The organism is Cytophaga sp. FL35, assembly GCF_014349235.1.
Lineage (GTDB): Bacteria > Bacteroidota > Bacteroidia > Flavobacteriales > Flavobacteriaceae > Euzebyella.
The window spans coordinates 164,458-187,770 of the sequence record NZ_JACSOH010000004.1 but is presented as its reverse complement, the minus strand read 5'-3'; the positions used below and the strand labels follow the sequence as shown (position 1 = coordinate 187,770).

Genomic DNA, 23,313 nt, shown 5'->3' with positions numbered 1-23,313 from the left:
AATGGCACAGGATTTAAAAGTTAGATATTCGGATAAGGATTTGGCCGAATTTAAAGTATTGATCGAAGAGAAAATTGAAAAGGCAAAAAGCCACTTAGAACTTTTAAAAAGTTCATATATGAATGATGGCAATAATGGAACGGATGACACCTCACCTACCTTTAAGGCTTTTGAAGAAGGTTCCGAGACTATGAGCAAAGAAGCGAATACGCAGTTGGCCATTAGGCAGGAGAAGTTCATTAGGGACTTAAAAAATGCCATTTTGCGTATTGAAAATAAAACTTACGGTATTTGTCGTGTAACCGGTAAACTGATCAATAAGGAAAGATTAAAATTGGTACCTCACGCCACTTTAAGTATTGAGGCCAAGAATATGCAGAAGTAAATCCCCCCATTGCTTTAAATAATTTTTCAAGACCTACAAGACTCATCTTGTAGGTTTTTTATTTTCGCACCATGTTGAGATATCTCTTTGCGTTTGTTTGTTGTGCTCAAATTTTAACCGCCCAAAAAGTGGTTAAAAAATCAATTGTAGATACACATGTTGCATCTATCAATATTGATGTAAACAATTGTTTTCTTCTAAATCTTACAACTGTAAAGGGGAATGAAATGAGTGTAGAAGCTGTTATTGACGGAGAGTATAAACAGGATTTAGGGGTTAAATTGGGTCAAGAGGGAGATACATTTTTTGTAAGTAGCGGTTTTCAGCCCCTTTTCCACAATCCCAATGATAAATTAAGTGCGCATAAAGTTGTGAGTATTGCTTTAGAAGTTAAAGTGCCGGAATACCTTCAAGTAGTGGTTTTTGGAAAAAGCTGTAATGTAAATGCCAGTGGAAATTATCGATCTCTTTCCATTTCCTTGAATGACGGTTATTGCAAATTGAATGAAGTAGGAGAAACCGTAAAAGTAGAAACCCAAAGTGGACCGATTGATATCATTGCCGCCGCGGCTACGGTCACCACCAATAATAAGTTTGGTGCAACACATTTGGAGAATTTACCAAAATCAGACGTGCATTACAATTTATCCACGGTCACAGGTGATATCAGAGTAAGGAAAACCGAATAATATACCTATTTTTGGCACTTTAAAAACCGTTTAAATAATCATGGGTCTTAAAAAGTCGTTGTTACTTATTGTTGCTGTGTTACTGATAGACCAAATCAGCAAGATTTATATTAAGACTCACTTCGTACTAGGTGAATCCGTTGAGGTTTTTGAGTGGTTTAAAATTCTTTTTATAGAAAACTCGGGTGCAGCATGGGGAGCAAAACTAAGCGATTTTCTACCTATTGCAGAACCTACCGGAAAGCTTGTGCTAACCATATTTAGACTTTTTGCCGTTGCAGGTATTGGGTATTGGTTGTTCGATACCATAAAAAAACAAACCTCTAAAGTGCTTATTTTGGCTGTTTCCTTAATTTTTGCCGGCGCTTTGGGCAATATTATTGATTCTGTATTTTACGGGATTGTTTTTAACGATAGTTATCAACAGGTGGCAACTACATTTTCGGGGGAGCCTTATGGAGGACTATTTTATGGAAAGGTGGTAGATATGCTCTATTTTCCGCTGATAGATACTACGTGGCCAGAATGGATGCCTTATTTTGGAGGTAAGGATTTTAGGTTTTTTGAACCGGTTTTCAATATCGCGGACATGGCCATTAGCACCGGTGTTGGTATTTTAATAGTTTTTAATAAAAAAGCCTTTGGTAAAGAGGAAGATAAAGATTTGGAACCTTTTGAAAGTGAAGAAGAGTTTCCGCATTCTTAATCTTCAGAAAATGAGTAGAGCTTATCCGGGGTGATACAATAATCCATTTTTTTATCGTGAGGGCCAACGTCCTCAATTACCTCTTCAGCATCAAAAAGTGATAAACCAATTTTTACCACATCGGGCTTGCAAAGGTCTAAAAAACGGTCATAGAACCCTTTGCCATAACCAACTCTATTTCCCTTCTTGTCAAAAGATAAAAGAGGTATAAAAACTACCTCTAGTTTGCTAGCTTCTATTTCAATACCGTCCAAAGGTTCGGGAATGTTCCACTTATTTTTGATGAGTCTCGTATTGTCCAATAAAAGATAGTGCGTCATTTCTGTGGCGCTAATTACTTTGGGTATTACAACAGTTTTGTCCTTTCCTTGTAGTATGGAAAGAATGAAAGAGGTATCAATCTCCCTTTGTTCGGTTATAGGCAGAAAAAGATGGAAATAATTAAGATTCCAAATAAAACCAGGAAGGTGTAGTGTACGATTGGCAATGCTTAAACTAGCATTTAGCAAAGCGTCTTCAGATAGGTTTTTTCTTAATTCCTTATAGTGCGACCGTACATCCTTTTTCAACATTTACGTAGGGTCATTCTAAAGTAAAACTGGGGAACAGGATTGTGCTACTCTTTGGCATTCACCAAATAGTAAATCTTGAAGGAAATCATCAAGATCAGGTACAAACCCAAGGTTATTACATATTTATCCATGTGGTATTTTGATTTTGATTTTTAAATTTAATTAAAAATTAATTTACAAACACTATTAAGTGCTAATTTTTATCGATGAAATGCATAATTTAGTTCAACTTTAACGTTTTTACACGATTTGAGTCAAAAAATTGATTGTAGAGGCTGCAATTTTCATTTCTATTTTCTCATGTCTAAAAATGAATATATTTTATTGAATAATCCTAAATTGTAGAAATTGCTCCTTGTCCTAAGGTTTAAATTTTGGCTAAATTTTGGTTTTGGAGCTCGTTAAAATAAGTTTAAACCGTAGTCCATTGCCCAAAAACATAGTAATTTAACAGCCTGTTGCATCTCTCCAAATACAATGTGGCAGTTTTAATTTTGTGACTACATGCCTCAAGTTTCCATTGAAGTACAATTAAGCACTTTGCCCAATAGTCCAGGGGTATATCAATTCTATGACTCAGATGAAAAAATTCTTTATGTAGGCAAGGCCAAAAACCTAAAAAAAAGGGTGTCGTCTTATTTTACCAAAAATCATGAGTATGGCAAAACTCGTGTTATGGTAAAAAAAATAAGAATGATCAAACATATTGTAGTTCCCACGGAGTCTGATGCCTTACTCTTGGAGAATAACTTAATTAAAAAATATAGGCCTCGGTATAATGTACTTTTAAAAGATGATAAATCATATCCTTGGATTTGTATCAAAAAAGAACGTTTTCCAAGGATCTTTCCTACAAGAAAGTTAATTAAAGACGGTTCTGAATATTACGGACCCTATACAAGTATGAAAACGGTTCGAACTCTTTTGGATTTGGTGAAGAGCGTATACCCTTTGAGGACTTGTAACTATGATCTGTCCAAAGAAAAAATAGACGCTGGCAAGTATAAGGTATGTTTGGAGTATCATTTGGGAAATTGCAAGGGTCCTTGTGAAGACCTACAGGATGCAGAAGAATACCATCAACAAATAGAAGATATACGTCAGATAATTAAAGGCAATTTTAAATCCTCTTTGCAGTATTTCAAAAAGGAAATGAAAACATTGGCTGCCGAAATGAAGTTTGAGGAGGCTCAAAGTATCAAGGAAAAGATTGATGTTTTGGAAAGTTATCAAGTGAAATCTACCATTGTAAATCCTAAAATAAATAATGTAGATGTTTTTTCCATTATTTCGGATGAATCCCATGCCTATGTAAATTTTTTACAATTATCCCATGGCTCCATCATTAGGTCTCATACCTTGGAAATAAAGAAAAAACTCAACGAAAAAGACGATGAATTGCTCGCTTTGGCCATAATTGAAATTAGGCAGCGGTTCAATTCGCTTTCAAGGGAAATTTACTTACCTTTTGATGTCACGGTGGAAGAAGGATTAAAGGTGACAGTTCCCAAATTGGGCGACAAGAAAAAGATTGTGGAGCTGTCTGAGCGCAACGCCCGGTTTTTTAGGCAAGAACGATTTAAGCAAATCAAAATTGTGGATCCCGATCGGCATACCAATCGCATAATGGCGCAGATGCAGAAAGATTTGAGGCTTTCCGTTGAACCTAGGCATATTGAGTGTTTTGATAATAGTAACATACAAGGTAGTAACCCTGTAGCGGCCTGTGTGGTCTTCAAAAACGGGAAACCATCAAAAAAAGAGTATCGCCATTTCAATATCAAAACAGTGGAAGGCCCGGATGATTTTGCTTCTATGGAAGAAGTGGTTTTCAGGCGTTATAAGCGGTTGCTGGCAGAAGATGAACCTTTGCCTCAGCTCATTGTTATTGACGGGGGAAAAGGGCAGTTGTCTTCCGCTTTAAAGAGCTTGGATGTTTTAGGGCTTAGGGGTAAAATTGCCATTGTAGGTATAGCCAAGAGATTGGAAGAAATCTATTTTCCGGGAGACCCCGTGCCTTTATATCTAGATAAGCGATCAGAGTCTTTAAAGATTATTCAGCAATTAAGAAATGAGGCTCACAGGTTCGGGATTACTTTTCATAGGAAAAAGAGAAGTAAGGCGGCCATAAATTCGGAGCTTGAAAGTATAGAGGGAATAGGACAAAAAACGGCGGAAGAGCTTTTAAAGAGTTTTAAATCTGTTAAAAGGATAAAAGAGGCGTCCATAGAATCTTTGGCGGAAACTGTGGGTATGGCAAAAGCCAAGAAAATATATGAAACTTTTCACTAGATATTACGTCTAAAAAAATATGAAACAAATAGGTCTTATTTTCTGTCTGCTTTTTTCGGGGGCATTGTTATGGGGCCAAACGGCTAGTAAAAAAGACCTTAAAATAGGTCTGGTTCTCAGTGGAGGTGGAGCTAAGGGGATGGCGCATATTGGAGCCTTAAAGGTTATAGAGGAGGCCGGAATTCAAATTGATTATATTGGGGGTACAAGCATGGGAGCCATAGTTGGCTCACTCTATGCTGCCGGTTATTCTGCGGTAGAACTTGATTCCGTATTTAGGACCACTAATTTTACCAATTTAATAGAGGACAATCTACCTCGTAACGCCAAGACTTTTTACGAAAAGGAAGATTCTGAAAGGTATTCCATAACCTTGCCTTTCAACAATTTTAAAGTTTCGGTTCCTCCGGCACTATCTGGTGGGCAAAATGTTTATAATGAATTGGTTCGTTTGCTTTACCCGGTAAAGGATATAGATGATTTTAGCAAATTGCCTATTCCTTTTTTATGTATTGCTACAGATGTGGAAACAGGTAAAGAAGTTCTTTTGAACAGTGGATATCTTCCGGAGGCAGTGATGGCCAGTGGAGCCCTTCCTTCCTTGTTTTCGCCTGCTTTAATTGATGACCAGGTTCTTGTAGATGGTGGAGTTGTGAACAATTACCCTATAGCCGAAGTAAAAAAAATGGGAGCGGATATTATTATAGGCGTGGACGTTCAGCATGGACTAAAGGATAGGGAGGCCTTATTATCTGCCACTGAAATTTTATTGCAGATCAATAATTACCGTACGGCTTTGGATATGGAAGAAAAGTCTCAATTAACAGATGTCTATATAAAACCTGATATAACGGATTTTTCGGTAATTGACTTTAATCTGTTCGAGACCATAATTGGTAAAGGCGAGGAGGCAGCAAGGGAGAAATTTGAAGAACTCAAAAAATTGGCGGAGCCCGGGGGAAGGAAAGAATTTCATGTTAAAATGTATAAGCCCGAGGATCAATTGGATGTTGATAGGTTAACCATTACGGGAAGTGACAATTATTCCAGGGGTTATGTAAAGGGAAAGTTGAGGTTTGAGCCAGATGAGTCGCCAACCTTTAATGAACTTAAGCAAGGGGTGAGTAATCTTTCCGCAACTGGTAACTTTCAGACCATACATTATAATTTGTTGACCAATGATTCTGAACAAGAACTCACCATAAAATTGGTTGAGAACAAAAACAAAACATTTTTGCGCTTAGGTGCGCATTATGATAATCTTTTTAAAACGGGTGCTATCATTAATCTTACGAGAAAAAACCTTGTTACCAGGGATGATGTTACTTCTTTTGATTTTATTATTGGGGACAATATTAGATACAATCTTCAATATTATGTGGACAAAGGTTCCTATTGGAGTTTTGGAATCAACTCTAGCTTTAAGGAGACGGCAAAGGAAATTGACTTTGAACTAATTAGAGGTAATTACGAAGTTCCCATTACTGGAAACTTGAATACCATTAATCTTGACATTACGGACTTTACCAATCAGGTCTATGTAGAGACCGTACTGAGGGAGGAATTCGCCTTTAGATTGGGGATGGAGCATAAATTACTAAAGTTAAGTACGCGAACCTTGGGAGTGAACAATGATATGGAAAATCCTGATTCTTTTCGGGTTCAGGACGGTCGTACCTTTTTTGAGAAAAGTGATTTCTATAGCGTCTTTGGTGGTTTGCGTTTAGATACCTATGATGACCGCTACTTTCCTTCTAAGGGGGTTTACTTTGATGGGGACTTTCATTTATATCTTTTTTCGTTGGATTTTAATAAGAATTTCAAGGAATTTTCCGTGGCACAGGCTAAAGTAGGTACCGCATTTCCCATTTTTGGACCGTTAACCCTAAATATAGAAACAGAAGGAGGTTTTAAATTGGGAACTTCCAATGTTACTTCGTTTGATTTTGTATTGGGCGGATATGGCTCTATACAAGTCAACAATCTAATTCCATTTTTTGGTTACGATTTTATATCACTGCCGGGTAACAGTTTTGTTAAATCGACAGGTAGATTGGATTTGGAATTTGCTCCTAATAACCATTTAATGTTTACCGCAAATTTTGCCAACGTGGATGATGACCTTTTTAGAACCGGGGAGTGGTTCACCTTGCCCGATTATTCGGGATATGGGGTAGGATACGGTTGGGAGTCCTTTCTTGGGCCTTTACAAGTACATTATTCATGGTCTCCCGAAGGCAAGAACAGCAATTTTTTCTTCAGTTTGGGATATTGGTTTTGAGGTGGTTATATAGGTGCTGTATAATTTTTTTCCGATATTTGTTAGAGATGTTACGGTTTAGAATTGATATTACTTCCCATCTTAGGGCCATGTGGTAATACCACTGAGGTTTTGTAAATCCTCTTTTTATTGATCCTTTAGAGGGTCATCCATTTTATCTGCCTATGACTAGGCTTTTATCAGAACTCAACTTAAAAATACTCATATGTCAACATTGGATAATACCTCCTTGCAATTGCCAAAGGAGAACTTGGAAGCGGAAGATTTTTTGCCATTATTAGGAACGGATTATGTAGAACTTTACGTAGGAAATGCCAAACAGTCGGCTCACTATTATATGTCTGCCTGGGGCTTTCAACCTGTAGCGTATGCAGGTCTGGAAACCGGTCTTAAGGATAGGGTAAGTTATGTATTGCAACAAGGAAAAATTAGGATCATGCTTACTTCTCCCCTAAAGCCTGGCGGAGACATTAATAAACATATAGATTCCCATGGAGATGGTGTAAAGACTATTGCCCTATGGGTGGATGATGCCACCAAAAGCTATAAGGAAACCGTTGCCAGGGGGGCAGAAAGTTATTTGGTGCCAAAGACCCTACAAGATGGTTCCGGTAAAGTTGTGGTATCAGGAATTCACACATATGGCGAGACGGTGCATGTGTTCGTGGAGAGAAAAGATTATAACGGGGTCTTTCTACCTGGTTTCAAAAAATGGTCGCCACATTATCAGCCCAAAGATGTAGGATTAAAGTATGTGGATCATATGGTAGGAAATGTAGGTTGGAACGAGATGAACAAATGGTGTGAGTTTTATGCTAAAGTAATGGGGTTTGCACAATTGGTCTCGTTTGACGACAAAGATATTTCCACTGAATATACCGCCCTTATGAGCAAGGTGATGAGCAATGGCAATGGACGGATTAAATTCCCGATTAATGAACCTGCAGACGGGAGAAAAAAATCACAGATAGAGGAGTACATTGAATTTTATAATGGTGCTGGGGTGCAACATATGGCATTGGCAACGGATAATATAATCGAGACCGTTGGCTCTCTTCGTGATAGAGGGGTGGAGTTCTTGACCGTTCCTCCAAGTTATTATGAGGAATTATTGGATCGTGTGGGAGAAATAGATGAGGATTTAGTACCCTTGCGCGAACTAGGTATTTTAGTGGATAGGGATGAAGAAGGATACCTTTTGCAGATATTTACAAAGCCTATATTGGATCGTCCTACAATGTTTATAGAAATTATTCAAAGAAAAGGTGCGAAGTCTTTTGGAAAAGGAAATTTCAAAGCTCTTTTTGAGGCTATTGAAAGGGAACAGGAATCTAGGGGTACCCTCTAGGTTTAGGGGAATTCAGCGGTTTTCTTGGTTATTTTGATGAGGATTCTAATCAACTGTGTTTAAAAAAATCGCTTGTAAGTAAAAAGAACTGTTAATGTAATAGTTAAAGTAAGTTAAATAGATGTCCAATCTTAAAACAAGCAGTAAATTTGTTGGTGTAAGGGGTGGTTCCCTTACAACTTTAAGTATTGGTTTTTCATAATTTAAAGTTTGGTTGGTTATTTAGGAAAAGCCCTAACAGTAATGTTGGGGCTTTTTTTGATATAGGAAGGTGCACTGCAATGTGTTAAAAGCAATACTTTGGAATAAATTTTGTTTAAGTTATTGTAATCCTAGAAAAAATCCATTTGGCATTTTTTAATTTTATAGTTAAAACGAACCTTATGAAAAAGGTCTTTACAATACTTCTCCTTACCCTTGGCTTTTTTGTTCAGGCGCAATACGAAAGTTCTGCTTTCAAACCTGGCGAATGGTTAAAATTTAGAATGCACTATGGTTTTTTAAATGCCAGCTACGCTACTCTTCACCTTAAATCTGATAATATAGGAGAGGTACCTGTCTATCATGTGGTGGGTAAGGGTCAAACTACAGGTCTCGCAAGCCTCTTTTTTAAGGTAGACGATACCTACGAAAGTTATTTTGGTAAGGAAGACGGCAAACCATACCGCTTTATAAGAAAGATTGATGAAGGTGGGTACACCAAGGATATTGAAATAAATTTTGACCATACTGCGGATAAGGCAGTACTCAACGATAAAAAAAATAAGAAAAAGTACAATTTTGATCTTCAGGATAGTATTCAGGATTTACTTTCAGCCTTTTATTACCTCAGAAATAACTACGATCCAGATGATTTGGTAAAAGGTGAGGCGGTCAAGCTTAAAATGCTATATGATGATGATGGTGTTTTTAATTTCAGGCTAAAATATTTGGGTACTGAAATTTTGAAAACCAAGTTCGGAAAAGTAGAATGTTTTAAATTTAGGCCCTTGGTACAGTCCGGAAGGGTCTTCAAAGAAAAAGAAAGCCTATCTTTGTGGGTGTCCAAGGACAAGAACCGTATACCCATTAGAATCCAGGCAGACTTGGCCGTAGGTTCCATAAAGGCAGATTTGGACGGGTATAATGGTCTAAAACATCAGTTCAAGATTATAATGGACTAGCAATTAATGAAAGAAAGGGAGCGGATAGATTCACAGATACAAAAGCTTGAGGAAAAATATAAGGACTCTGGCCAAGACCTTAGCTCTTATTTAGACGGATTGCTCCATCAAAGATACCTAACCTATTGGGATTACATCAATCTTGATACCTTATTGAGCCTTCAACAGCCAAGAACTTATTTCCCGGATGAGGAAATATTCATCATGTACCATCAGATAACCGAGCTTTATTTTAAGCTTATTCTGCATGAACAAAAACAGTTGGTAGATGACAAATCGCAAAACTTGGACTTCTTTATCGAAAAAGTAAGGAGAATCAATAGTTATTACGAAGCTCTTATTTCCTCCTTCAAGATCATGATCAAAGGAATGGAGCGAGAGCAATTTTTGCAATATAGAATGGCGTTGTTGCCGGCAAGTGGCTTTCAATCGGCGCAATTCAGGATGATCGAAATTTATTCCACGGGTCTTGAGAATTTGATTCATCAAAGTAAAAGGGATCAATTTTCTGATTTAAATTCAATTGAGGAGCTTTACGAGGAGATTTATTGGAAAAGAGGTGCGACCGATTTAGCCACGGGAGAAAAGACCCTAACCCTTAAACAATTTGAGTATAGATATACCCCTCGGTTAATAAGGATTGCTAAACAGGTACGCAATAATACCATCTATCATAAATATTTACAGCTTCCGGAAACCAAAAGGTATAATAAAGAGCTCGTTCAAGCGTTAAAGACAATGGATATCAACGCAAACGTTAACTGGCCATTGATGCATATGGGTTCTGCCCATCGATATTTAGCAAAGGACAAAGAGCAAGTGGACGCCACCGGGGGAACCAATTGGAAAGAGTATTTGCCGCCTAGTTTTCAGAAAGTTGTATTTTTTCCAGAAATTTATTCTAAACAAGAGTTAAATAATTGGGGTAAACAATGGGTAGACCATATATTTAATCCCGAAAAGAAATAAAAATTCAGAATGCACAAATACTGGGGCCTTTTTTTAGTACTTATCCTAACCTTTTCCTGTAAAGAAAAAGCCGCAACGGAGCAACAAATTCAAAAGACTGAGTTGGCCATTGCGCCCATTGTAAAGCCCATCAAAAGGCATTTTGGTTTTAACCTGGACGATTTTACCGTTAAAATGGATACCATAAGACGTGGTGACAGTTTTGGTGAATTAATGCTTCAACATAAAGTGGATTATCCAAAAATCGCGAGGATAACGGAAGACTTTAAAGATACTTTTGATGTTCGTAGAATACGTGTGGGAAAACCGTACATGATATTAAAATCCCGTGATACTTCTGAAACTGCACAGGTTTTTATTTATGAGAACGACGTTATCAATTATACGGTTGTGGACTTGAGGGACACCGTTCGTGCCTACAAGGAGAAAAAGCAAGTAAAATTTGTGGAGCGGGAAGTCTCTGGAGTAATCAACAGCAATTTATCCGAAGCGCTCTTAGAGCAAGGAATCGATTATATGGTTACTCACAACTTGGCAAATGTGTATGCTTGGACCATTGATTTTTCTATGCTTCAAAAAGGAGATAAATTTAAGGTTATCTATAAGGAAAAGTACATCAATGACTCAATCTATGCCGGTTCCGAAGGTATCGATGCCGCTTATTTTGAGCATAATGGCAAACCGGTATATGCCTTTGCGTACGAAAATGATTCCTTAAAAAGTATTGTAGATTACTTTGATGAGAGTGCCAATAACCTTCGAAGAACCTTTTTGCGAATGCCCGTAGAGTTCGGTAGATTATCTTCTCGTTATAACTTAAAAAGAAGAATCAGATATTACGGTAATAAAATTAGGCCTCACAAAGGAACTGACTATGCAGCTCCTATAGGCACGCCTATCTTGGCAACTGCCGATGGTACCGTAACGGAATCTACTAGGCGTGGTGGTAATGGCAAATATGTTAAAATTAGACATAACGGCACCTATAGTACCCAATATCTGCATATGAAGAAGCAAAACGTAAAACGTGGCGATTTCGTAAGACAAGGCGATGTTATCGGGTGGATTGGCATGACAGGGAATACAAGTGGGCCACACGTTTGCTACCGTTTTTGGAAGGATGGAAGACAGGTAGACCCGCTTAGGGAAGAACTTCCTAAGGCCGAACCTCTTGCGGAGACTTTACAACCGGCGTACTTCAATTATATCGCTCCTTTAAAGGATCAATTAGACTGTATTGCATATCCTCCTCAACCTGTAGAAGATGAACTTTTGGCAGGAGAGCTATCCGCCTTAACGGAATAATCACATAGTAGAGGTTGTTATTAGTAGCTATATGGCTTAATTTAGCCAGATAGAGATACTAACATAATATACAATCCTCAATGTCTTTACATCATATAAACCCTACTTCGTTGCCTTCATGGCAAGAATTATCCAAGCATTTTCAAGAAACAAAAGATACCCATTTAAAAGAGTTGTTTGAAAAAGATGATAAGCGTGCAGAAAAGCTGTCTCTTTCTTGGAATGATTTTTTGGTTGATTTTTCTAAAAACAGGATTACGGATAAAACTTTGGAGTTGTTATTGGAACTGGCAGATGAGATAAAGCTTTCGGACGCCATCGACAAACAATTTTCGGGTGCGCATATCAATAAGACAGAGGACAGGGCCGTGCTTCATACTGCCTTGAGGGCGAAAAGCACTGATAAAATTCTGGTGGATGGTGTCAATGTTGTACCAGAGGTTTATAAAGTAAAACAGCATATACGTGAGTTTGCATCCGGTATAATTAATGGCGATGTAAAAGGATATACTGGCAAGGTCTTTACGGATGTGGTGAACATAGGTATTGGGGGATCTGATCTAGGCCCGGCTATGGTTACCGAAGCTTTAAAATTTTACAAAAATCAGCTTACCACTCATTTTGTTAGCAATGTAGATGGGGACCATGTACACGAAATACTAAAAAATCTGGATCCTGAAACCACTTTGTTTGTGGTGGTTTCCAAAACTTTTACAACTCAAGAAACTTTGAGTAACGCAACAACCATTAAAAAATGGTTTCTCCAGCATGCTACCCAAAAAGATATAGCGAAGCATTTTGCTGCCGTAAGTACAAATACAGAGGCAATTGCTGAATTTGGTATAGATGAAAAGAATGTCTTCCCTATGTGGGATTGGGTCGGCGGGCGATTTTCTTTATGGAGTGCCGTGGGCTTATCCATAGCATTGGCCGTTGGTCCGGATAATTTTGAATCTTTATTGAAAGGTGCCAATGAAATGGATGACCATTTTAAAACTGCGGATTTTAAAGAAAACATTCCTGTGATCTTGGCCTTGTTAAGCGTCTGGTACAATAATTTTTACGATGCAGAAACAGAGGCTATTATCCCTTATTCACAATACCTAAGTAGATTTTCGGCCTATTTGCAACAAGGGATAATGGAAAGTAATGGCAAAAGTGTGGATCGTACCGGTTCAAGGGTAGGGTACCAAACCGGAACCATTATTTGGGGAGAACCGGGAACCAATTCCCAGCACGCCTTTTTTCAATTGATACATCAAGGTACCAAACTTATTCCTGCAGATTTTATAGGCTTTAAAATGTCCTTGTTTGGGGATGTGGACCATCATAATAAGTTAATGGCCAATTTCTTTGCACAAACAGAGGCACTCATGAACGGTAAAACTGTTGAAGAGGTAACCACGGAACTTAAAGCCAAAGGAATGGCTGAGGAGGAAATGGAGCAATTGATTCCATTTAAGGTTTTTGAAGGCAATAAGCCAACCAATACTTTGCTGATCGATCAACTTACCCCAAAGAGTTTAGGCAGTCTCATTGCCTTGTATGAACACAAAATATTTGTACAAGGTATTATTTGGAATATTTTCAGCTACGATCAATGGGGCGTTGAATTGGGCAAGCAATTGGCCGGTAAAATTCTTCAAGATATTAATGGCTCTGAAATTGGCAAACATGACGGCTCAACACTGAGGCTTTTGCAGGAATTTAAGAGTTAGATTGTTAGATTCGTATTTTGTGTTTGGGTTAGTTGTAAATCCCTGCTTTTCAATGGTTAACTAAATTTTTTATGTTAATTTCAACTTAATTAATTTAACGTTGTGTTAATGTTCAAAATTATAAAATAGGGCACTTTTGCAGCGAAATTGAAGACTAACAAATACACACAAATGAAAAAAATCTATTTCACAGTGGTCGCTTTCTTCATGGCGGCCGTAGCATTTTCACAAGGCACTATTACGGGTACCGTCATTGATGGGGATTTAAATGAACCTTTACCTGGAGCAAGTGTTGTCGTAAAAGGAACCACAATTGGTACTTCAACGGATTTTGATGGTAATTTTACCATAGAAGTTCCAAGTAATGCAGGAACTTTAGTAGTATCTTATATAGGGTTCGCAAGCAAAAATGTCCCTTTTACAAGTTTAGGAAATATTGGTCAAATTACACTTGAGCCTAATGCACAAGAGTTGGAAGGTGTTGTAGTGAGTGGTGTTATTGATGTAGCTAAGGACAGGGAAACGCCTGTTGCTGTGTCAACCATAAGAGCCGCTGAAATTCAGGAAAAATTAGGTTCGCAGGAATTTCCGGAGATACTAAGGTCCACACCTTCTATATATGTTACTAAGCAAGGAGGTGGTTTTGGTGATGCTAGAATCAATATCCGTGGTTTTGACACTAATAACTCTGCGGTAATGATAAACGGTGTGCCTGTAAACGACATGGAAAATGGTCAGGTATATTGGAGTAACTGGGCAGGGTTAAGTGATGTGACTTCTGCTATTCAGGTTCAAAGAGGTCTTGGCTCTTCTAAATTAGCGATTTCTTCGGTTGGTGGTACTATAAATGTAATCACCAAAACTGCTGATCAACAAGAGGGAGGTATGGTTACTGGTTCTGTGGGTAATGCAGATTATTTAAAGACTACGGTTTCTTATAATACTGGGTTAATGGATAACGGTCTTTCAGCTTCTGTTTTGTTGGGAAGAACTGCAGGTAACGGTTATGTTGATGGAACTAAATTTGAAGGTTTCAACTATTTTATAGGAATAGGTTATAAGCCTAATGACAAACATGACTTTCAGTTTATTGTAACAGGTGCCCCGCAACAGCACAACCAAAGAAGTTTTGCTCCAAGTTTAAATAACTATTTGGAATTCGGAAGCAATGGTACAGATCCTAACATTAAATATAATAGTGATTGGGGTTATAGAAATGGTAAAGAAGATACGTTTGGGGGTAACTTCTATCACAAACCAGTTGTTTCTTTGAACTGGGATTATTCTATTTCTGAAAAATCTAAATTTTCTGCAATTGCTTATGCATCTTTTGGTCGTGGTGGCTCTATAGGTTCAATAGGAAGAATAAATGGTAATCAATCATTCTCTTCAACTTTTAAAACTGCTGATGGTCTTATCCGTATGGATGATATAGAAAGGTGGAATAGTGGTGCAAATATTCCAGATTTTGGAACACAAAGAGAAGAATATACTTTTGGAGGTCCATTAGCCAATCAAGGTCTCTTTGTAAATGGAAATAATAGTTCTTTTGGTTTTGAGGATGATAATGATTTTGTAAGAGGAAGTGAGAACGGTATTTCACAAAGATCATCTGTTAATTCTCATAACTGGTATGGTACAATTCTAAATTTTCATAATGATATCAACAGTAATTGGAGTTTTGATGTAGGAGTAGATGCCAGAAGCTATAAAGGATATCACTACAGAAGACTAGTGGATTTATTTGGGGCTGATGCCTACGTTGATAATGATAACATCAATAATACATTCCGAACCGTAACGGAAACATACGCACCAACTGCAGGTAATGCATTCAATGTTTTCAGTAGTATTGATGACGAAGAAAAAATCGATTACTATAATATAGGTTACGTACGTTGGTTGGGTGCCTTTGGTCAAGTGGAATATAAAAATGATAAAGTTTCTGCCTTTATGCAGGGGTCATTTTCTAACCAAGGCTTTCAAAGAGAAGATCCATTCAATTACTTGGATTCAGATCCAGAACAAAAGACTGATTGGGTAAATCAATCCGGGGGTAATATAAAGGCAGGCCTAAACTATAACATCAATGAAAAACATAATATTTTCGGTAACGCAGGGTACTATTTAAAGCAACCATTGTTTGATGCGGTTTTCTTAAACTTTGTAAACGATATAAATCCTGATTTAGAGAATGAAAAAATTCTTGGTGTTGAATTAGGTTATGGATTTCGTTCAGCAGCTTTTAGCGCAAATGTTAACCTTTATAGAACTAGCTGGAAGGATAGGTTTGAAAGTGATGGAATATCGGTTAGCGATATTGATGGTAATATTTTGTTTCAAGGAACGGCGAACTATGCTGGAATAGAACAATTACATACCGGTCTTGAAGTGGATTTTATGGCAAAGGCTTCGCCAATATTGTCTTTTACTGGTATGGTTTCTATAGGTAATTGGGAATATACTGGAAACCCAACAGGTACAGTATTGGATGATGGACGTAATGTGCTTGGTACTGCAGATTTGATTTTGGATGGCGTGAAAGTTGGTGATGCCGCTCAATTCACGGCAAGAATCGGAGCAGAAATAGAGCCCGTTGAAAGGTTAAAATTCGATGCTAGTTACTTTAGGGCTGATAATTTGTATGCGGATTTTGATGTTCTTTCTTTTCAAGATAACAATCTAGATGGAGTAGCTGATAATGATGGATTTCTTCTTGAATTGCCAGCCTATAACTTGGTTGATGCCGGAGTGTCGTATAAGATGATTGTTGGTAAAGAAGCGGATAAATCTGTGGCCTTGAGGTTAAATGTCAATAACGTTTTTGATGAAACTTATATTTCTGAATCAGAAACGAACGTTGCACCTGATGCCGATCCTCTTAATAACTATGAAGGCATAAATACTGGAAACAGAGTGTATTTTGGTTTTGGAAGAACTTGGAACTTTTCACTTAGTTATAGATTCTAAATAAAAGAAGTAAGCTAAAAATTTTAGTTGAAACCCCGCTACTAGCGGGGTTTTTTTATGCCCAAAAAGCCGTACATTTAGCTTCTTAAAATCACAACTTATGTACGAAATAGTTCAAGTGCTTCATTCCTATTTAGCCTATGTAGTTCTTTTAATATTGATTTTGGCCGTTTTCAACGCCTTAAGCGGCTGGATGGGAAAAAGAATCTTTAATATGGAAAAGGATTTAAGGCTAAGTCTGTTTGCCTTGATTCTCTCGCATATTCAGCTATTGGTGGGGTTGATTCTTTACTTTGTTTCCCCAAGTGGCTTAAATGCTATCAAAACCTTGGGTATGGGAGGTTTAAATGCCCAGGCACGATTGTTGGCACTGGAACATCCTGTAATCAATATCGTAGCCATCGTATTCATTACCATTGGCTGGTCTAGACACAAAAAATTTGTAGAAGGCGACAAAAAATTTAAAAGCATTGCCATTTTCTATGGCCTCGGACTTGTTTTGTTACTGAGCCGTATCCCATGGAATGCGTGGTTCAATTGATCTTACCAATCAAATAAATCAAACCCAAACCCTAATTTTATAACCAAAAATCAAATGAAGAGATTATTAGTATCCCTGTGTGTGGTATGTATGGTGACTTTCACTCATGCCCAAAAAGAAAAATTGTTCAATGGAAAAAATCTTGATGGTTGGACCATCTATGGTACCGAAAAATGGTATGTAGAAGATGGTTTACTCATTTGTGAAAGCGGTCCTGACAAGGGTTATGGCTACTTGGCAACTGATAAGCATTATAAGGATTTTGAATTGACATTGGAATTTAAACAAGAGGCCAACGGAAATAGTGGTGTATTTATTCGTTCTACTATCGAAGGGACCAAAATTACCGGCTGGCAGGTAGAGGTTGCACCTCCAGGCCATGATACCGGTGGTGTTTATGAGTCCTATGGTAGAGGATGGTTGATCAAGCCGGAAGCAGAAAAGGATAAAGCCTTGAAAATGGGCGAGTGGAATAAAATGAAAATTCGAGTAGAGGGAGACCAAATTACATCTTGGTTGAACGGTACCCAAATGATTACGCTTACCGATGAAAAAATAGGTAAGGGAGAAGGGTCAGTGGCTTTACAAATCCATGACGGCGGAGGAATAAAGGTGAAATGGCGAAAAATAAAATTGAAGCAATTGAAATAACTAATTTCTAAAATAGTCAAGCCCCTCTTTTATTGGAGGGGTTTTTTTATGGTTCCTTTCTAATTAGGTATAGATAAACCGGGAAGTGATCGGAGTAACCTCCGGTGTAGGCGCCACCAGCATAAGTTCTTAAAGGGTAGCCTTTATAGGTTCCTTTTTGTGTTAAAAGATAGGGGGCGGTAAATACGGAGGCTTTCCAAAAATGATACTTTTCATCTGTCTTTTCTAAAAGGGCTTCTGTCATAAAAAGCTGGTCAAAAAGATTCCAGTTGTCCCTATAGGCCAAAGAACCCACACCTTTCTTATATAAGCGCTCCATAGGATTGTATAGCTCTCCTTTTTCCAGCTTTTTAATTTTGCCCTTGGTTTGAAGTATTTTTTTAAAACTATCATTCGTGGGGTCGTCATTAAAATCCCCCATACTTATAATTTTTGCTTGCTCGTCCAATCTTTGTAGGGAATCAATAATTTGTTTGTTTAGTTGGGCAGCGGCTATTCGGTTTGGCCGGCTTCTTGCTTCACCACCACTTCTAGACGGCCAATGGTTGACTAAGAAAAATAACTGTTCACCATCCAACATGCCACCAACAACCAATTGGTCTCGGGTATAATTTCTTTCTTGCTCCTCATTTAAGAGCAATAACCGATGACTTGCCGTGGAAGTCGGCACAAAAGCCGATTTCTTGTAAAGTAAAGCCACATCAATGCCCCTTTCATCAGGCGAATCATAATGAATAATTTCATAACCCTTATTCCTTAAAGCATCTTGATGTATCAAATCTTTTATCACTCTTAAGTTTTCTACCTCACAAATCCCCAGAATGTCCGGGGAATTTCCGGTTTTATCAGAGCCTATTTCCGATATGACCTTTGACATTTGAAGGAGCTTTCGTTCATATCTTTCTTGGGTCCAATTATCCTTTCCTTCTGGGGTTCGATCATCATCAAAAATCAAAGTGTCATTGGTGGTATCAAAAAGATTTTCAAGATTATAAAAAGCAACCGTTCTTATTTTATAAGAACTGCTTTGGGAAATTGCTACAAAGGGTAACAGGAGTAGAAAAAGTAATTTTAAATTCATAATCGGGATATAAAATCTACTTCAATTAACGATTTTTTTAGCTGATTAAACCTCATTCTTGGTAAGAATAATCTTTATTTGGTTAATATTGATATGTTCTTCAAAAAATATAAGTAGTTGAAACGCATTGGGTTTCTTTTTGTTTTTTCATTCATTGCCCTACATAGTCTTTGGTCTCAAGATAAATATATACTTACTGGAACCATAGTTTCCCAGAGAACGGAAAATCCCGTTACCCAAGCTGAAATTGCAATTGTAGGGTCCAATAATTTAGTGAGGACCCAGGAGAATGGATCGTTTAAAATTACAACTACAAAAAAGGAAATCCTCCTTAGGATTTCGTCTCCGGATTACCTTCAGAAACAAATACCTATAATCTTTACTTTGGATCGTTTGAATTTAGGAACAATTATGTTGGAGGAGGATATTACCTCTGAACAGACTACCAACCTCATTACTTTAACCGATAATGAACTTACGGACGACGGTATCGCCTCCAACCCTTCGGGATTATTGCAGGCCACTAGAGACCTGTTCCTAAACAGGGCGGCTTTTGACTTTGGTCAAGCCTTCTTTAGGGTAAGAGGATATGATTCCCAGAATGGAAATATTACCATCAATGGCATTAAAATGAACAAGTTTTATGATGGTAGGCCGCAATGGAATAATTGGGGAGGACTTAATGATGTATTAAGAAATCAGCAATATACCAATGCGTTAGCCCCTTCGGATTTTACTTTTGGCGGTATTTTAGGCAATACAAATATAGATACGCGCCCAAGTGGGTTAAGACCAGGAACTAGATTTACGGTATCTGCCTCTAATAGAACATATGCGGGCAGGTTCATGGCTACACACAATTCTGGACTGCTTGAGAATGGGCTGGCATATACTGTTTCAATTTCAAAACGATGGGCAAAAGAGGCTTATATAAATGGAACTTTATATGATGCCTATAGTGCCTATGTAGGAGGGGAGTATAAAATCAATGATAAAAACTCCCTTCAATTTACTGGAATTCTGGCTTCTAACAGACGTGGGAGGTCATCGGCTATTACAGAAGAAGTTTTTCAGTTGGTAGGTAATCGTTATAACCCCTATTGGGGGGAACAAGATAACAAGACCCGAAATGCCCGGGAGCGAGAAATTTCAGAACCTATCCTAATGCTAAATTATCGGGTCGAAATAGATAAGTTCAATTTGAATACTGGTGTTTCCTATCAGTTTGGAACAAACAATAGAAGCAGACTGGGGTATTTTAACGCGCCAAACCCAGATCCCACTTACTACCGTTACCTTCCCAGTTTTTATATCAATAGTCCTATAGGGGCTAATTTTACGAGTGCGAATCTTGCAAAGGAAGGGTTTCTAAACGAACCTCAAATTGATTGGGAGGAAATCTATAGGTCCAATGAAAGGGAGGCGGCCGCTTATCTCTTATATGATGATGTCACGGATGATCAACAGTTTAACTTTAATCTCATCAGTAACTTTGATATGTTACATAATGTTCAAGTAAACCTTGGATTGAACTATTCACAACTATCATCTATCAATTATGCTAAAATTACCGATTTGTTAGGGGCGCAGTTTCATAATGATTTGGATGCTTTTTCCGATACCAAAAATGATATAGCAGGTTCGGTTCAAAAACGAAGAGGAGATGTTTTTAATTACAATTACATTTTGGACGCTACAAATTATTCAAGTTTTGCTCAAATTAGGTATAGCAGGACCAGATGGAGTGCTTTCATGGCTGGCGAATATTCAAATACTTCTTACCAAAGGGAAGGGCTTTTTCAAAATGAGAGATATTTAGACAATTCTCTTGGAAAGAGTGATAGGGTACATTTTTCCAACTATGGTATTAAAGGAGGTGCAACCTACAAAATAACCGAAAGACATGTCGTTAACACCAATGCTGCACAAATTTTTAAGGCACCGGTGCTTCAAAATGTTTTTATAAATCCTAGGGAGAATAATGAGGTAGTCACTAGTATTCAAGATGAAAAAATTACGACGCTAGATGTTAACTACCATCTTAAGCTGCCCACTTTAACGGGTAGGTTGAGTGCCTTTTATACCCGTTTTCAGAACATAACGGATATCAACTTCTTCTTTGTGGACACTGGGGTGGGTTCCGATTTTGTTCAGGAAGTATTGACGGATTTAGATAAGTTGCATTTGGGTACAGAACTCGGATTGGAATATCAGCTTTCATCATCCGTTAAAATGAATTTTGTGGCGGCTATAGGCAAATACGTGTTTGCTAGTGACCCTAACGTTACCATTAATTTTGATACGGCAGGTAGAGAAGAAGATCTAATCAATATAGATGGAAACCTATCTTTGGGTCCGGCCCAAATAAAGGACTATAAGCTTGCTCAAGGTCCGCAACAAGCGTATGCTTTAGGTTTTGAATACAGAGACCCCAAATATTGGTGGATAGGCGCCACGGCTAACTATTTAGCAGATAATTATGCCAACATTTCTACTATTACCAGAACCTCCAGTTTTTATTTAGACCCGGAAACAGGAAATCCCTTTCCAGATGCTACTGCAGAAAATGTTGAAGAATTGCTAAAGCAAAATCCTTTGGATAATTTCTATTTACTCAATTTGATAGGCGGAAAGTCATGGTTGAAAAACGGTAAATATATTAGTGTGTTCGCTAGTATCAATAATGCGTTTGATATGCAATTTAGGACTGGCGGCTATGAACAAAGTAGAAATGGAAATTTTGGACAGTTACGCGATGATAATTTGAGTGGCACCCCTTCATTTGCCCCTAAATATTGGTATGGCTACGGGCGTACCTTCTTTTTAAATATTGCCTATAGTTTTTAGAAGTATGGAAAAACGGGATTTTTTAAGAAAATGCTTCTTTGAATACATGTCATTGGTGATTTTGTTTGCTACTTGGTTTTTGTCCTGTAATAGGGAATTTGATCCTCCCAAATCAGAATGCGATGAAAGTATAATGGCAAATGCTACTTATACAGAAATCAAAGAACTCTATATGGATGAAACCGTACAAATTCAAGAGAATCTAATAATTGAGGGTTTCGTAGTTTCTTCAGATGAGTACGGTAACTTTTTTAGTGTACTGCATATTCAAGATGCTGTTGCAAATCCTAAAGAAGCATTTCAAATAGAAATAGATATACGAGATTCGCACTTGCTTTACCCTATTGGCAGTAAAGTGTATGTAAAACTAAAAGGTTTGTATCTGGGTAAGAGTGGCAATGTTTATAAACTGGGAGCAACCTTTGAATCCTTTGGCAACGTATCCGTAGGTCGTTTACCTGCCAACGTAGTAGATGAGCATATCGTTCGTTCTTGTGATGATCCTTCAATAATTCAACCTGTAAAAATTTCTATCGAAAAATGGAACGAATATCCTTCCGGTATACTGGTGTCCCTGGACAGTTTGGAGTTTGTTGAGGAAGAATTACGGCTTCCGTTTGCAAATGAGGCGGAGGAGACCGTTAGAACTCTGATCAATTGTGACGACCAAGTTATATCCCTAGTGAATAGTGGGTATTCCGATTTTCAATCTGAAATTGTACCGGAATTAAATGGAAGGGTCACTGGGATTCTTTTGGAGGGTGATTTGATCATAAGAAGTTTACAGGATATGGAATTTACCAAGGATAGATGCGCTCCATTTATAGATGAGTTTACTTCTAATCAGCTTTTTATCTCAGAATTGGCTGACCCCGATAACAATGCAGGTGCCAGGTTTGTTGAAATCTTCAACGCCTCGGAAATGGCCTTAAGCTTAAAAGGATGGTCTTTGGTCAGGTTTACAAATGCCAACACCGAAATAAGTTCAACGTTAGACCTTTCAGGAATTGTACTGGAGGGCAATAAGACACTTGTTATAAGCCCTAATGCAGAGGAGTTTGAAAGGGTATATGGTTTTGCCCCGGATATGGCTATTGGCGGCAATAGTCCCGCAGATTCTAACGGTGATGACAACCTTCAACTTATAGACCCTTTTGGAAAGGTAATTGATGCATTTGGAATTGTGGGAGAGGACGGTTCCGGAACCGATCACGAATTTGAGGACGGACGGGCTTTAAGAAAACTAGATATTGACATGGCGAACCCAAACTTTACTAATAGTGAGTGGGAAATTTATAATGATACGGGTGCGGCAGGTACCAATAATCAACCCCAAATTGCCCCGGAGGATTTTACACCTGGGAATCGGAATTAATTGAAATATGCTTCAAGTATTTCTTTGGAAACAGGTTTGGAAAGGTAATTGTCATCTAACCCGTAGCTTTTGGCTTTTTCTGCATCCGCTGGATCAATAGAAGAACTCATGATTAGAATGAGCGGTGTGGTTTTCTCAGAGGGGTGTATTCTCTTAAACTCCTCAACAAACTCCCATCCGTTCATAATAGGCATATTTAAATCAATGAAAATAACGGAGGGCAATGGTTGATTGCCCTCTATTAATTCTTCAAACTCGTCAATCGCATCTTGCCCATTCTCAAAAACTAAGGGATTGGGGTCCGTTTCCCCATCATATTTTTTTAGTGCCCTTTTTAATCCAAAAACCGAAATGGCGTCATCATCTATTATACAAATGCTTTTTAAGGCTTCATTCATTCATTCCAGCTTTTTAAAGTAA

General features: G+C 37.9%; 18 protein-coding genes. 15 read left to right on the top strand and 3 right to left on the bottom strand.

The genetic code is table 11. The features are described from left to right. Window position 1: 1 nt before the first annotated feature. The 3 genes from BIZ36_RS04520 to BIZ36_RS04510 all read left to right on the top strand — a co-directional run bounded on the left by BIZ36_RS04520 (window position 2) and on the right by BIZ36_RS04510 (window position 1,780). Window positions 2-385 (top strand): TraR/DksA family transcriptional regulator, encoded by a 384-nt coding sequence (locus tag BIZ36_RS04520; protein ID WP_187456679.1) that lies wholly within the window; start codon window positions 2-4, stop codon window positions 383-385. Window positions 386-513: 128 nt separating this feature from the next. After that, window positions 514-1,074, top strand: coding sequence for a DUF4097 family beta strand repeat-containing protein (locus BIZ36_RS04515; RefSeq protein WP_187456678.1), 561 nt, complete (start codon window positions 514-516; stop codon window positions 1,072-1,074). 40 nt (window positions 1,075-1,114) lie between these two features. Beyond that, window positions 1,115-1,780, top strand: coding sequence for a lipoprotein signal peptidase (locus tag BIZ36_RS04510; protein ID WP_187456677.1), 666 nt, complete (start codon window positions 1,115-1,117; stop codon window positions 1,778-1,780). Here BIZ36_RS04510 and BIZ36_RS04505 read toward each other — a convergent pair. After that, entirely contained in the window at window positions 1,777-2,352 is a 576-nt protein-coding gene (locus tag BIZ36_RS04505) for a 5-formyltetrahydrofolate cyclo-ligase (RefSeq protein WP_187456676.1), read from the bottom strand. The two genes, BIZ36_RS04510 and BIZ36_RS04505, sit on opposite strands and share 4 nt — an antisense overlap. A gap of 504 nt (window positions 2,353-2,856) precedes the next feature. Here BIZ36_RS04505 and uvrC point away from each other — a divergent pair. The 10 genes from uvrC to BIZ36_RS04455 all read left to right on the top strand — a co-directional run bounded on the left by uvrC (window position 2,857) and on the right by BIZ36_RS04455 (window position 17,590). Then, window positions 2,857-4,644 carry an excinuclease ABC subunit UvrC gene (gene uvrC, locus BIZ36_RS04500; protein ID WP_187456675.1) on the top strand — a complete coding sequence of 596 codons (1,788 nt, stop codon included), beginning with the start codon at window positions 2,857-2,859 and terminating at the stop codon, window positions 4,642-4,644. 19 nt (window positions 4,645-4,663) lie between these two features. After that, window positions 4,664-6,925, top strand: a complete 2,262-nt coding sequence (locus BIZ36_RS04495) for a patatin-like phospholipase family protein (RefSeq protein WP_187456674.1) — start codon at window positions 4,664-4,666, stop codon at window positions 6,923-6,925. Between the two features lie 205 nt (window positions 6,926-7,130). Beyond that, window positions 7,131-8,273: a 4-hydroxyphenylpyruvate dioxygenase gene (hppD, locus tag BIZ36_RS04490; RefSeq protein WP_187456673.1), complete on the top strand. Its 1,143-nt coding sequence runs from the start codon at window positions 7,131-7,133 to the stop codon at window positions 8,271-8,273. A gap of 383 nt (window positions 8,274-8,656) precedes the next feature. Beyond that, window positions 8,657-9,436 (top strand): DUF3108 domain-containing protein, encoded by a 780-nt coding sequence (locus BIZ36_RS04485; RefSeq protein ID WP_187456672.1) that lies wholly within the window; start codon window positions 8,657-8,659, stop codon window positions 9,434-9,436. A 6-nt stretch (window positions 9,437-9,442) separates the two neighbouring features. Further along, window positions 9,443-10,405 (top strand): tryptophan 2,3-dioxygenase family protein, encoded by a 963-nt coding sequence (locus BIZ36_RS04480; protein WP_187456671.1) that lies wholly within the window; start codon window positions 9,443-9,445, stop codon window positions 10,403-10,405. A 9-nt stretch (window positions 10,406-10,414) separates the two neighbouring features. Further along, window positions 10,415-11,710, top strand: a complete 1,296-nt coding sequence (locus tag BIZ36_RS04475) for a M23 family metallopeptidase (protein WP_187456670.1) — start codon at window positions 10,415-10,417, stop codon at window positions 11,708-11,710. A gap of 80 nt (window positions 11,711-11,790) precedes the next feature. Continuing rightward, window positions 11,791-13,428, top strand: a complete 1,638-nt coding sequence (gene pgi / locus BIZ36_RS04470; RefSeq protein WP_187456669.1) for a glucose-6-phosphate isomerase — start codon at window positions 11,791-11,793, stop codon at window positions 13,426-13,428. A gap of 171 nt (window positions 13,429-13,599) precedes the next feature. Further along, on the top strand, window positions 13,600-16,398 hold the full coding sequence (locus tag BIZ36_RS04465) for a TonB-dependent receptor (protein ID WP_187456668.1): 2,799 nt from the start codon (window positions 13,600-13,602) through the stop codon (window positions 16,396-16,398). 100 nt (window positions 16,399-16,498) lie between these two features. Further along, window positions 16,499-16,939 (top strand): hypothetical protein, encoded by a 441-nt coding sequence (locus BIZ36_RS04460; protein WP_187456667.1) that lies wholly within the window; start codon window positions 16,499-16,501, stop codon window positions 16,937-16,939. A 54-nt stretch (window positions 16,940-16,993) separates the two neighbouring features. Further along, window positions 16,994-17,590, top strand: coding sequence for a 3-keto-disaccharide hydrolase (locus BIZ36_RS04455; RefSeq protein WP_187456666.1), 597 nt, complete (start codon window positions 16,994-16,996; stop codon window positions 17,588-17,590). A 46-nt stretch (window positions 17,591-17,636) separates the two neighbouring features. On the opposite strand, the gene BIZ36_RS04450 is transcribed toward BIZ36_RS04455, so the two are convergent. Next, window positions 17,637-18,671 (bottom strand): endonuclease/exonuclease/phosphatase family protein, encoded by a 1,035-nt coding sequence (locus tag BIZ36_RS04450; protein WP_187456665.1) that lies wholly within the window; start codon window positions 18,669-18,671, stop codon window positions 17,637-17,639. A 117-nt stretch (window positions 18,672-18,788) separates the two neighbouring features. On the opposite strand from BIZ36_RS04450, the gene BIZ36_RS04445 reads away from it, so the two are divergent. Together BIZ36_RS04445 and BIZ36_RS04440 are read left to right on the top strand one after the other, a co-directional pair. After that, window positions 18,789-21,518, top strand: coding sequence for a TonB-dependent receptor (locus BIZ36_RS04445; protein ID WP_187456664.1), 2,730 nt, complete (start codon window positions 18,789-18,791; stop codon window positions 21,516-21,518). Window positions 21,519-21,522: 4 nt separating this feature from the next. Continuing rightward, window positions 21,523-22,893, top strand: coding sequence for a DUF5689 domain-containing protein (locus BIZ36_RS04440; protein WP_187456663.1), 1,371 nt, complete (start codon window positions 21,523-21,525; stop codon window positions 22,891-22,893). On the opposite strand, the gene BIZ36_RS04435 is transcribed toward BIZ36_RS04440, so the two are convergent. Further along, window positions 22,890-23,291 carry a response regulator gene (locus BIZ36_RS04435; RefSeq protein ID WP_187456662.1) on the bottom strand — a complete coding sequence of 134 codons (402 nt, stop codon included), beginning with the start codon at window positions 23,289-23,291 and terminating at the stop codon, window positions 22,890-22,892. The two genes, BIZ36_RS04440 and BIZ36_RS04435, sit on opposite strands and share 4 nt — an antisense overlap. Window positions 23,292-23,313 lie beyond the last annotated feature (22 nt).